Raw genomic sequence first — 12,269 nt, 5'->3', positions numbered from 1 at the left:
ATGCACATATTCATGCTGAAAAGCAATGATTCTGGTACACCGGTACACCTCAAAAGTGACGTGGTACACCTCAGATGTGTACCACGTAAACACAATGCCCATGCGGGTTTGCGGCCTGTTTGTATGCCGTGGTACACCGGTACACCGGTTTAAAGGTACATTCCTACTTCATTTCGATAATACCCCTGTTTTCTGGAATTTTAATGAGGCTGCACCAGATATAGGTTTCAAGGCAAAAACGGCTTGCAGGCTGCGCCAGTGCTACGTTTGACGTATAACTACTATCCATGAGGGTTATCAGAGAGAATGCCTTGTGAGGCTTCACCCACCTTAGTTCTTACACCCCCTATCAAGGTACTTCCTCACTTCAACAGATCAAGGGTAATTCAAACCCCGACCAGACTCTAGTCAATGACTTACGCTAAGGGGGTTGTGCTGTGTGACACAGGGGGGGATGAAATGTCTGTAAGACTAGGAGCCTAGACCGTCCGTTTCCTCTATCTTTCCGTGGGCAGTATTTTTCAATAGGGGGGGGAGTCAAAAATAGAGGCATTGACCTGCTGGGGATTGGTTTAGTCCAGATTGTTTGTTTGGCGGCGTATCGCTTGAAATAGACGGTGTGTTTCTTAATTTTGTGGGGGGGCAAAAGTCTAAAAAAGCACAGGCGGAAACCGTTAGCTTAACTGTGAATTTATGGAGAGAGAAAACTACCCCCTAGGGGTTTAAATTTAATTGTCATTAAGTTACAAAAACAGAGACGCAAATTTTTTTGACGGTATATTTGACGGTATTGCTTTAAGTTGAAAAATATAAGTATTTGATTTAAATGGAAATTTCAATAAAGTTAGATTCCGGCCTCGGCACCATATCGACATCTTAGCAAGTATAAAAAACCGCAAATTCTTTGGAGTTTGCGGTTTTTTTGTTGTCTGTTTCAAATGCCAGATATCATTACTTCCAGATTGTCGCGTGCTTAGTTTGCCAACTTAACGTTTGTCTGACTGGCCAGCCACGGGGCTTGCTTTTCTCTACTTAACAAGGATTATTGATGTCTGCTATATCTCCTGAAAACACGGCAATTTTACAGATTGATGGTTTGCATATTGCGCATCGGCGCCTCGTCTTGCGAGACTGGTCGACAGCGATTTATGCTGGCGTGACACTGGTGTGTGATGAGGAAGGGGAGTGCAAGACGGATTTTCTGCGTTTGCTGGCGGCTGAGTTGCCGTACGCTGCGGGCAGTCTGAGTTTACAAGGTGTGGCGCAGCATGCTGATATGTCTGCTTACAGGCAGCAGGTATTCTGGATCGAGCCATTAGCTGCAGAGTATGATGAATTCACCGTAGAAGGATTTTTTTCCTTGCAGGCAAGTCGCTATGCTGGTTTTGATCAGGCTGCGCTGTTGCACTTGATAGACGGGCTGGCGCTGGAGCCGCATTTGTTCAAGCAGATACTGATGTTATCGGCCGGTACCCGGCGCAAGGTGTGGATTGCCGCAGCGTTTGCGAGTGGTGCTGCGCTGACTTTGCTGGATGACCCGCTAGCGGCACTCGATAAAAGTTCTGCGACGTTTGTGTTATCTCAGATGGCAGCTTTGGCGCAGGCTGGGCAGCGTGCACTGGTGTTGGGGGACTATCAGGCACCAGCGAATGTACCGCTGGCGGCGAGGATAGACTTGGGGTAATGAGCGCCGTTTGACCTTTGTTACATGCTTGTCGGTTTAAACGCGGCCCCATTTTTAGGCTATTACAGCGAGGTTACTGTACTCAGTGCAACGTGGTTCGTCACAGCTTATCGATATTCTCTAACATAATTTTCGCCTGTTTCTGGAACTCTGCAATTGTGGCAGCATCCATTTTTTCTAATTGGCGATAGGCCATGCCGATACGTGGATTCTTGGCCAGGGCATCTGTGTTGCGCTGAAAAAAATCCCAGTACAGGGCATTGAATGGGCATGCGTTCTCGCCGACGCGTAATTTTTTATCGTAACGGCAGCCTTTACAATAATCACTCATGCGGTCAATGTAGGCGGCGCTCGAGACATAAGGTTTGGTTGCTAACAATCCGCCGTCGGCAAATTGACTCATACCTACCGTGTTCGGCAGTTCCGCCCACTCAAATGCATCGATGTAAATGCCGAGGTACCAGCGATGTACCTCCGCCGGGTTCAGACCCGCCAGCAGCGCAAAATTACCGATGACCATCAGGCGCTGGATATGGTGCGCATGTGCGTGCTCCAGCGATTGTGTAATGGCATGCGACAGACAATTCATTCTGGTTTCGCCATTCCAGAACCAGCCCGGTAACTGATGGTTGTGTCCGAAGAAATTTTTCTCTGCATACCCCGGCATGTTTGCCCAATACACCCCGCGTACGTATTCGCGCCAGCCTAATATTTGTCGAATGAAGCCCTCTGTTGCAGCGAGAGACGCATGTCCGGCGCGATATGCCGCCTCTGCTTTTGCGACCACTTCGCGCGGATTCAGCATTTTTACATTTAAGGCAAACGACAACAGCGAATGAAATAAGCGCCATGATTTAACACTCATCGCGTCTTGAAAATCACCAAACTGCGGCAGCGCATTATCGATGAAAGCGTCCAAGTGTCGTAATGCTTCCTGACGGTTAAGTGACCATGCCAATTGCCTGGCCTGAGGATTACCAAAACTTTTTACACCTGCATCGACAATGGTTTGCCACAAATCAGAGTGATCATGCAAAGTTCGCGTATCTCGTGGTTCAGGCGGATCGCCGCGCCACGGCTTGCGATTGTCGTGATCGTAGTTCCATTGTCCGCCCAGGGGCTTTTTCGTGTCTTCCATTAATACGTGATGAGTCACACGCATCTGGCGATAAAAAAATTCCATTAACCATTGTTTGCGTCCGGTAAAGAGGTCAGATACTTCATTGCGCGTTGTATAGAAATGTTCACTATCAACCATGATCCACGGAATATTTGCACGGCGACCATGCTGATATAACTGCTGATCCAAGCGCCACTCATCAGGCGCCTGATACTCAAATACCGTCGCCTGATATTGCCCGATCAGCGCGTCAATATTGGCTGTCAGAGATTGCAGATTATCGGGATCGTTAATCGCGATGTAATGCATGTGATGTCCCGCCTCGCGTAACTGCTGCGCCAGATCTCGCATCGCCGCAAAAATCGCCAGAATTTTTTGTGCGTGATGCAAAACATAATCGGTCTCTTGCCGGACTTCCATCAAGACATAAGTTGTTGCCTCATCGACTTCTCGGAACCAGCGATGCTGAGGGTTGAGCTGGTCACCCAGAATCAGTCTGAGCGTTCTGTGTGGCAGGGGCGTCTGGGTGATAGTGTGTTTCATCGTTTGTGTGCTTACCATCTATTTTTATTGAGTGTTCCAGAGTCGCTGATATGTACCATCGCGATCGTAATCATGGATTTGTTTTTGTATGTTGAATCTTCTGCCGTTGCGAGGATCGGTACCGCGCCCGGAGATGTATAGCCAATTGCCCTGATTGCTATAGACGTCATAATCGATTATCGGTCGCGTCATGTCTTTCGCTTGCTATCTTGGCGGCATCGGTCGGAGCAGTATTTCACTTCGCTCCACACTTTTTCCCATTTCTTGCGCCATGCAAATGGTCTGTCGCATTGAAGGCAGAGTTTGGTCGGCAACTCTGATTTTTTCCGCATACGCATTTCAGTCATCCTAATAAACTGCGTTAAAAAATCTGTTTGGTCTCAATAAGTAAAATGAGTCACTGAAGTCGGTACTGATGTGTTTACCTTGAGGTCGGCCTGAATGCATAACTCATCGATTTTTTTGTGTGTGGCAATTGATGCGTATTTTTGTAGCGGGGCTAAATAGTAGCGTGGAAAAAGTGACTTCGCATTTTGTCGTCAACATCGCGCACTAAGGATGTGCTCATTCAGGATTTGCGATGGCTTGATGGTTCAGGGCAACAAATTAAAAGTTGAAAACTGTAAAAGGTTTTGTGGCTGAGTTAAAGCGGAGTGACGCGCTGAGTTCTGGAATGCAGATATCTGATGTTATTTAAGTTAATTAAGAGGAATAATTTAAAGGTTTACGTGCAACGAATGCTATATAACTATCAATTTCATTAGTTAAATTAAATCGAATTCATAAATTTAATTAAGTTGATTAATCGATTTGTGGTCTCTAGAATGAGTTCCGTAGCAGATGTAAAACAAATGATGCAGTGATTGAATAACAGATCGCTGAATTGATGCACTAACTATTGATTCGTGCTGAATTTTTACCTAATCCTGCCTTACCCGCGTCTGAATTCTGAGGAGAAATCTATGTCAAATGAAGCGAAATGCCCTTTCAACCATGGCGCTGCCAAACACACTGTTGCTGCAGGCGCACCGAATAACGCCACGTGGTGGCCGAATCAACTGAAATTAAATATCTTGCATCAGCATTCCCCTAAGTCGAATCCTATGGGGGAAGATTTTGATTACGCCAAAGAATTCAAGTCGCTCGATCTGCATGCTGTTGTTGCTGACTTAAAAGCTTTGATGACCGATTCACAAGATTGGTGGCCTGCCGATTGGGGGCACTATGGCGGTTTGATGATACGCATGGCATGGCATGCGGCGGGCACTTATCGTGTATCGGATGGTCGCGGCGGCGCAGGCACAGGCAATCAACGCTTTGCGCCTTTGAATAGCTGGCCAGATAACGGTAATCTGGATAAAGCACGTCGTTTGCTATGGCCGATCAAACAAAAATATGGTCGCAAAATTTCTTGGGCCGATTTGTTCATCTTAGCGGGCAATGTCGCTTTGGAATCGATGGGCTTCAAGACCTTTGGCTTTGCTGGCGGTCGCGAAGACATCTATCAACCAGAGGAAGATATCTACTGGGGTTCAGAAACGGAATGGCTGGCGACTAGCGATAAAGCGAATAGCCGCTACGCAGGCTCCAGCGCGGGCAAACGCGATTTGGAAAATCCTTTGGCCGCTGTGCAAATGGGCTTGATCTATGTGAACCCAGAAGGCCCAGATGGTAACCCTGATCCGGTCGCCTCTGGCCGTGATGTACGCGAAACCTTTGCCCGCATGGCGATGAATGATGAGGAAACTGTAGCCTTGGTTGCGGGCGGTCATACTTTCGGTAAAGCGCACGGCGCGGGTGATCCAAGCTTGGTAGGACCAGAACCAGAAGCAGCGGGTATTGAAGAGCAAGGCTTGGGCTGGATCAACAAGTTCGGTTCTGGCAAAGGCGTGCATACGACGACCAGTGGTATCGAAGGTGCATGGAAACCAAATCCAACTACTTGGGATAACGGCTATTTCGACATGCTATTCGGTTACGAATGGGAATTGACTAAGAGCCCAGCGGGCGCGAAACAATGGGTAGCGAAAGATTGCAAACCTGAGCACCTCATTCCCGATGCGCATGATCCAGCGAAGAAACATCCACCGATGATGACCACTGCCGATTTGTCTCTGCGTTTTGATCCTGCTTACGAAAAAATTGCACGTCGCCTCCATCAAAATCCTGCAGAATTTGCCGATGCCTTTGCCCGTGCTTGGTTCAAATTAACCCATCGCGATATGGGACCGGTAGCGCGTTATTTAGGGCCCTTGGTGCCTAGCGAAACTTTGATTTGGCAGGATCCGATTCCCGCAGTAAATCACGCTTTAGTCGATGCACAAGACATCGCGGCATTGAAAGCCAAAGTGTTGGCATCTGGTTTGAGTATTGCGCAATTGGTCAACACCGCATGGTCATCCGCATCGACTTTCCGTGGCAGTGATAAGCGCGGTGGTGCAAATGGTGCACGCATCCGTTTGTCACCGCAGCGCGACTGGGAAGCGAATCAGCCTGCCGAATTGCATAAAGTATTGGCGACCTTAGAAACCATCCAACAAGAATTCAATGCGGCGCAAACTGGCGGCAAGAAAATTTCTTTGGCTGATCTCATCGTGTTAGCTGGCGCAGCGGCGATAGAAGCCGCTGCGAAAAAAGCCGGACAAGAGGTGCAAGTGCCTTTCGTACCGGGACGCATGGATGCGTCGCAAGCGCAAACCGATGTTGAGTCATTTGCGGTGTTGGAACCAGCAGCAGACGGCTTCCGCAATTATGTGCGTGCCGGTCTAGAAAAACACGCAGCTGAACTCCTGCTCGACAAAGCGCAATTGCTGAATTTAAGCGCACCAGAAATGACGGTCTTGGTCGGCGGCTTGCGGGCTTTGAACGCTTTGAACGCGAATACTGGCAAAACGCAGCACGGTGTTTTCACCAAACGTCCAGAAACTTTGAGCAACGACTTCTTCGTTAATCTGCTCGACATGCGCACTAAGTGGCAGCCGTCCAGTACAGCTGGCGTACTCGAAGGTCGTGATCGTCAGAGCGGTGAAGTGAAGTGGACGGGTACTACGGTTGATTTGGTATTTGGTTCGAATTCACAATTACGCGCTTTGGCGGAAGTGTATGCCAGCAGCGATGCGCAGCAAAAATTTGTGCATGATTTCATTACTGCCTGGAACAAAGTAATGAATGCAGATCGCTTTGATTTGGTGTGATCCAGATTGATTCTCTAACGCTAGTCCTTCAGTAGCAGAAGCGTACCCACTTTTCCCCTTTTAACTGGGCAAGAGTGGGTACGCTTTTATTTATCTGAACCACGATAAATACGGGCTTAGCAGGGGTCGTTTATTTTGCCCAGATATCAGCGCAACTGAGCCAACACCGTTTTTGCGACTTCTTCAGAGCTTGCCGGATTCTGACCAGTAATCAGATTACCATCGGCAATCACAAATACTTGCCAGTCGGGTCCTTTTTCATAGCGCGCACCAAGCGCTTTAAACTCGTCTTCGATCAAAAAGGGAACGACATCCGTCAGTTGAACAGCATCTTCTTCACCGTTGGTAAAACCGGTGACTCTGCGACCATGAATCAATGCTTGTCCGTCAGCGGCTTTAACGTGGCGCAATGCGCCGGGCGCGTGGCAAACAAAGCTGATCGGTTTTCCTGCGCGGTCAAATGCTTCGATCAATGCAATAGATGTCTGTGATTCGGCCAGATCCCACAATGGACCATGTCCACCCGGATAGAATACGGCATCAAAGTCTTTCTCATTGACGGACGAGAGCACGACTGTATTTGCCAACGCAAGCTGAGCCTTTGCATCGCTTTTGAAACGGTGGGTTAAGTCGGTCTGAAATTCCGGCAGATCACTTTTTGGATCTAATGGTGGTTGTCCGCCAGCAGGTGATGCCAGAACGATGTCTGCGCCCGCATCGGCAAACGTATAGTACGGTGCGGCAAATTCTTCCAGCCAGAAACCGGTTTTTTTGCCAGTGTCGCCGAGTTGATCGTGGGATGTCAGTACCATTAAGATTTTCATTTTATTTTCCAGTTCTGTAAAAAGAGGGGTGTTATTTGTTACCATTCAGTAGCGCAGCTGCAGCGCCGAGTTTTTCTTCATAAGGCGCTCTTAAACGCAGGTTGGATGCACCATCTTCACTCTGCCGCACCACTGCTTTGGCGTGTGTGAATTGTCGGAAGCCGTGTATGCCATGATATGCGCCGATACCTGATGCACCGACACCGCCGAACGGCAATGTCTCTACTGAGGCATGCGTCATTACATCATTGATCACCAATGCGCCGGACGTTGTTTTCTCTGCGAAGTGGTTTTGTTTTTCCGTGTCGTTGCCGAAGTAATAAGCGGCCAGCGGACGCGGACGTGCATTGATAAAGCGGATGGCATCAGTGACTGAGTCAACCGCAACCAGCGGCAGGAGTGGTCCGAAAATTTCTTCCTGCATAACCGCCATGCTGTCATTCGCGTTCAGAATCAGATGAGGCGCAATTTTCCCTGTGATAATGTCGTAATCTGGTTCACCTTCTGGCGCCAGACTCACGATGCGGGCGCCTTTGTCTTTGGCGTCCTGGATCAGACTGATAAGGCGCTGAAAATGTCGTTCGTTAATGATGGATGTATAGTCTTTATTCGCCTGTATTTCCGGATAGCTGTTTGCAATCAGGGATTTGGCCGCAGCAACAAATGCATCGGCTTTATCGTTTCTGATCAGGACATAGTCAGGCGCAAGGCAAATCTGCCCGGCATTGAAGGTTTTTACTGTCATTACCCGTTCTGCAGCTAAGCTGATATCGGCATTTTCCTCGATGACCACGGGGGATTTACCACCTAACTCGAGTGTGACGGGTACAAGATTTTCTGCGGCAGCTTTCATCACATGACGTCCGACGGTGGTGCTGCCGGTGAAGACCAGATGATCAAATGGCAGTGCACTGAATGCAGCACCGACAGATGCGTCTCCTAATACAACGCCGAGCTCCATCGGGTCGAAATACCGGGCGATGAGTTCCGCCAGGACTTCTGATGTTCGTGGTGTCAGTTCGGAAGGTTTAATCAGTGCGCTATTGCCTGCAGCAAATACGCCGGCAAGTGGGCCAAACGCCAGATTAACCGGAAAGTTCCAAGGACTGATGATACCAACCACTCCCAGAGCCTGATATTGAATCCAGCTTTGCATTCCCGGATAAGGGGATGCCACCGGTTCTGCTTGCATCCAGCCTTCCAGTTGTTCCGCGGAGTGGCGCAGCATATTTGTTGTCGTCAGTATGTCAGCGGCTAAGGACTGATAGTGGCTGCGGTTACCAAAATCGGTGCTTATGGCCTTAACTAACTGATCGTGATTGTCCGTGATTAATTTTGCGGCACGCAGCAGACGGTCTTTGCGTGTCGCTGCGTTCACATGCCCGTGCGCGAGATGTGCTTTTTTCATCGCGCCGAGTATCGTCATTAAGTCTTGGTTCGTCTGAGGATTAAGCATGATGTCAGATATTCTTTTAAAAAAATGATGTCAGGGGTGCTGCATTTGTCTCATGAAGGTGAGCGTCATTCGTGCTACGCACACCTCGTCGGCATGGGAAACATCTTACTGGGTGGTGACAGTGCTGGCTAATTAGACTATCTTAGTGGTGCCATAAATAAATTTATACCTCACTCATGTCTCTACAGCGTCTTCGGACTTTTATTGAAGTGTACAGACAGCGTTCTGTTACGAATGCGGCGCGTAGCCTGAATCTGACCCAGCCAGCGGTGTCTCAGCACATCGCCGGACTGGAAGTAGCGATCGGTCGTAAATTGTTTGAGCGGGAGGTGCGTGGTGTCGTGCCGACGGCAGCCGCGGACGAGCTGGCTGCCGATCTTGGCAATAAACTGGATGATGCAGAAGCGGCCTTATCCTCCGCCAGAGCCAGGTCGATTGAACTTACCGGTGCGCTGCGTATTATTGGGCACGGCGACTTTCTGGCCGAAGTGGTGACAGCACATTTGCAACCTTTGCTTGAAGCGGGCATGAAAGTCCGGCTGCATACGGGAGATAGTGACCTGATTACCCATATGCTGACGGAGGGGCATTGTGATCTGGGGATTTCCGCTTACCCGGCAAACGATAAGCGCCTGCATTGTGAGTTGATCCGAAATGAGCGGGTGCTTGCGGTCGCTTCGCCTCAGGTTGCCGATAGGATTATCCGCGCACCGGATTTTCGCCAGGCATTACTGGCTGAGCCTTTACTTGCGTACAACCTTGAATTGTCGATGATAGATCGTTGGCTGGGGAAAAATAAAATTGATCATGGACAGATCAATCCGGCGATGACGGGTCAGGATTTACGGTCACTTCGTAATCTCTTATGCAAGCATTTCGGTTGGACTGCGCTGCCCGAATATTTGTGTGTGCCGTATCTGGAGAATGGTCAATTAATAGAAATCCCGGCTCCCGTCGGCTCCACCTTTCTTGATTACTATCTGGTGTGGACACCGTCAGTGTTAAGGCAGCCGAGGGTGGCGCATGCACGTCAGTCCTTACTGTGGAATTTAAAGAAAACCTGATTGCTGTAGGCTCGCATAGTTGTGCCGACATTGCATTCACTGATGCGTGGTAACTGGCTGAGTATTGCCGCCGCCAAGTGCCAGAAATAAGCTGATCTGATCGTTCGTCAGTTGTGCATCTGATGCCGCTAATGCCGCTTCTGATGAAGTGGCGCTGCGATCTGCATCCAGTACAGACAGAAAATCTGTGCGGCCACTTTCAAACAAATGACGAATCTGCTGTGCCGCCCTGACGCTTTCGTCGCGGGCGGTCTGCAGTGCGGTATTTCTGTCTTTTTCTCTGGCGTAGATAATCAGCGCGCTTTCTGCTTCTTTCAGTGCATTCAGAACGACTGCGTCAAAGTGAGCCAGTGCGCCCTCTGCGCCGGCCTCTGCTGCTGAGACGCGACTACGGGCGCCAGCAGATGGGAAACTCCATGAGATCAGTGGGCCGAGATTCCAGTGAAAGGCATTTCCTGCGCCAAAGTGATCTAACAAGCCGCTGCTTCCGGCGGATATGCCAAACGAAACGTGAGGATAGAGATCAGCGATTGAAACGCCGATGCGGGCGGTTGCTGCCGCCAGATTACGTTCTGCCTGACGGATATCTGGGCGGCGGCGCAGAAGGGCGGCACCGTCGCCTACGGGCAGCGGTGACGTTAATCTGGGTACGTCGTGACACTGAAGCAGGTTCAGATTCATTTCTTGCGGAGTTTTTCCGGTTAATACTGCCAGCTTGTAATAAGCCACGCGCTGTTGCGACTGATATTGCGGCAGTGCCGATTGCAACAGTGCAAGTTGCGCAAGTGAACGCGTATGCTCGGTTTCGGTTCCCCGCCCGAGCTGAATGCGTTTTGCAATGAGATCGGTGGATTTTTTCTGTAAATCGATCGACTGCTGGTCGATGGTAATTTGCCGTATTGCCGAGCAGGCTTCGGTATAGGCCCGGGCTGTATCGGCGACAACGCTGATTCTGACCAGATCGTAACCTGCCTGCGCCGCCTGAGTATCTGCATTGGCAGCTTCAGTTGCGCGGGCAATTTTGCCGAACAAATCTGTCTGGTAAGAAACGCTGACAGTGCTATCGTAACTCCAGCTATCCGGCAGAGCATTTGGCAAACCTCTTGCCGCTGCGGAAGCTCGCCCGGCAGATGGTGCTGCGCTGAGACCGATAGTGGGCGATGTCGCATCCGCAGTTTCTTTTTCTACTGCACGGGTTCGTGCAAGGTTTGCGGCAGCAACTTTCAGATCTGCATTTGCGTTCAGCGCCTCTTGTATTAACGCGTTGAGTACCGGTTCATCATAAAGTTGCCACCAGTTGTCTGGCAATGGCGCGGAGCGATAGACAGTTTCGCCCGCGGCCAGAAAAGGTGCGGCAGCAGCAGGCCGTTGTGCCACGGACTGCGATGGTAGTGAATACTGCGGCCCGGAAGTCGTGCAGCCGGACAGCAGAAGAATGGCTGCGTAGCAGGTCGCCTGTGTGTAAGCAAGGACGGATTTCATTTTAAAAATCTACTCAGGTGCGGCTGTTGCGGACATCGACAGTCACGGTTTGCCCAGCGACCAGTGTGGTTCCCCGCGGCAGTTTGTCGAATGTAATACGGACTGGAATACGTTGTGCGAGCCGAACCCAGTTAAATGTCGGATTAATGCTGGTTAATAAATTGGGCGAGGTAAGACGATCGCGTTCGGCAATCCCGCTGGCAATACTATCGACGTGCCCGGGCAGCTTGGTTGTTCCGCCCATAGGAATAATCGTGACGGCATCACCAGCAGCAATGCGGGGCAGTTTCGTTTCTTCGAAATAGCCTTCGACATAGTAAGAATCGGTATCGATCAGTGCCAGAACCGCGTGACTGGCAGTAACGTAGGAGCCAGTTCGTAAATCAAGATTGGCAATGCGGCCATTCACGGGTGACAGTACATGAGTCCGTTTCAGATTCAGTTTTGCCAGATCCCGGTTAATCGTTGCCTGAGTCAGTGCTGCACGCAGTTGTTCGACATGGGCACTGCCTTGTTCCTTGTTTTCATCTGAAACCAGTTCGCGTAACGCGTTGTTGCGGCGTGCTTCTTTGATTGCCTGCTCAAGTGCGATCCGCTGAGATAACTCAGCTGCTTCGGCCTGCCGTAAAGCCAGCTCAAAGCGTGCCGTGTCAACGTCGAACAGCACATCACCGATGCTGACTTGCTGGTTGTCGTGAACCAGGACCTTGGTGACTTGGCCAGAAACATCCGGTGCAACCTGAATCACGTTTGCCTTGATGCGTCCGTCCCGTGTCCAGGGATCCATTTCATAGTGCGACCAAAGACGCCAGGCCAGAAAGCTCGCGATGACGACAAAAATGCAGGTCAATGCGACGCGAGAGTAAATTGCGAGAGTTTTTTTTAAATTATTCAGTTGCATA

General features: G+C 49.9%; 9 protein-coding genes and 1 pseudogene. 3 read left to right on the top strand and 7 right to left on the bottom strand.

What is annotated here, in order from left to right; all coding sequences use genetic code 11:
- The first annotated feature begins 1,048 nt into the window (after positions 1-1,048).
- Positions 1,049-1,684: an ABC transporter ATP-binding protein gene (locus KDM87_RS07935; RefSeq protein ID WP_230407631.1), complete on the top strand. Its 636-nt coding sequence runs from the start codon at positions 1,049-1,051 to the stop codon at positions 1,682-1,684.
- 100 nt (positions 1,685-1,784) lie between these two features.
- Here KDM87_RS07935 and KDM87_RS07930 read toward each other — a convergent pair whose 3' ends face one another.
- The 3 genes and pseudogenes from KDM87_RS07930 to KDM87_RS07920 all read right to left on the bottom strand — a co-directional run bounded on the left by KDM87_RS07930 (position 1,785) and on the right by KDM87_RS07920 (position 3,679).
- Positions 1,785-3,347 carry a cryptochrome/photolyase family protein gene (locus tag KDM87_RS07930; protein ID WP_212678547.1) on the bottom strand — a complete coding sequence of 521 codons (1,563 nt, stop codon included), beginning with the start codon at positions 3,345-3,347 and terminating at the stop codon, positions 1,785-1,787.
- Positions 3,348-3,371: 24 nt separating this feature from the next.
- Positions 3,372-3,527 (bottom strand): annotated as a pseudogene (locus KDM87_RS07925) (FAD-binding domain-containing protein); the annotation flags it as partial.
- 8 nt (positions 3,528-3,535) lie between these two features.
- Positions 3,536-3,679: a DUF2256 domain-containing protein gene (locus KDM87_RS07920; RefSeq protein WP_408058708.1), complete on the bottom strand. Its 144-nt coding sequence runs from the start codon at positions 3,677-3,679 to the stop codon at positions 3,536-3,538.
- Between the two features lie 630 nt (positions 3,680-4,309).
- On the opposite strand from KDM87_RS07920, the gene katG reads away from it, so the two are divergent.
- Positions 4,310-6,541 (top strand): catalase/peroxidase HPI, encoded by a 2,232-nt coding sequence (gene katG, locus KDM87_RS07915; protein WP_212678545.1) that lies wholly within the window; start codon positions 4,310-4,312, stop codon positions 6,539-6,541.
- A gap of 146 nt (positions 6,542-6,687) precedes the next feature.
- Here katG and KDM87_RS07910 read toward each other — a convergent pair whose 3' ends face one another.
- Positions 6,688-7,365, bottom strand: coding sequence for a type 1 glutamine amidotransferase domain-containing protein (locus KDM87_RS07910; RefSeq protein WP_212678544.1), 678 nt, complete (start codon positions 7,363-7,365; stop codon positions 6,688-6,690).
- A gap of 31 nt (positions 7,366-7,396) precedes the next feature.
- Positions 7,397-8,821 (bottom strand): coniferyl aldehyde dehydrogenase, encoded by a 1,425-nt coding sequence (locus KDM87_RS07905; RefSeq protein ID WP_212678543.1) that lies wholly within the window; start codon positions 8,819-8,821, stop codon positions 7,397-7,399.
- Positions 8,822-8,997: 176 nt separating this feature from the next.
- Between KDM87_RS07905 and KDM87_RS07900 the strand changes: the two genes are divergently transcribed.
- Entirely contained in the window at positions 8,998-9,885 is an 888-nt protein-coding gene (locus tag KDM87_RS07900) for a LysR family transcriptional regulator (RefSeq protein WP_230407630.1), read from the top strand.
- A 36-nt stretch (positions 9,886-9,921) separates the two neighbouring features.
- Here the strand turns inward: KDM87_RS07900 and KDM87_RS07895 are convergent, their stop codons facing one another.
- Together KDM87_RS07895 and KDM87_RS07890 are read right to left on the bottom strand one after the other, a co-directional pair.
- Positions 9,922-11,367: an efflux transporter outer membrane subunit gene (locus KDM87_RS07895; RefSeq protein ID WP_212678541.1), complete on the bottom strand. Its 1,446-nt coding sequence runs from the start codon at positions 11,365-11,367 to the stop codon at positions 9,922-9,924.
- Positions 11,368-11,380: 13 nt separating this feature from the next.
- On the bottom strand, positions 11,381-12,268 hold the full coding sequence (locus KDM87_RS07890) for an efflux RND transporter periplasmic adaptor subunit (RefSeq protein ID WP_212678540.1): 888 nt from the start codon (positions 12,266-12,268) through the stop codon (positions 11,381-11,383).
- Between the last annotated feature and the right edge of the window lies 1 nt (position 12,269).

The organism is Cognatundibacterium rivi, assembly GCF_018139565.1.
GTDB lineage: Bacteria > Pseudomonadota > Gammaproteobacteria > Burkholderiales > Burkholderiaceae_D > Undibacterium > Undibacterium rivi.
The sequence above is the reverse complement of the archived record's forward strand: the minus strand, read 5'-3'. Positions and strand labels throughout refer to the sequence as shown.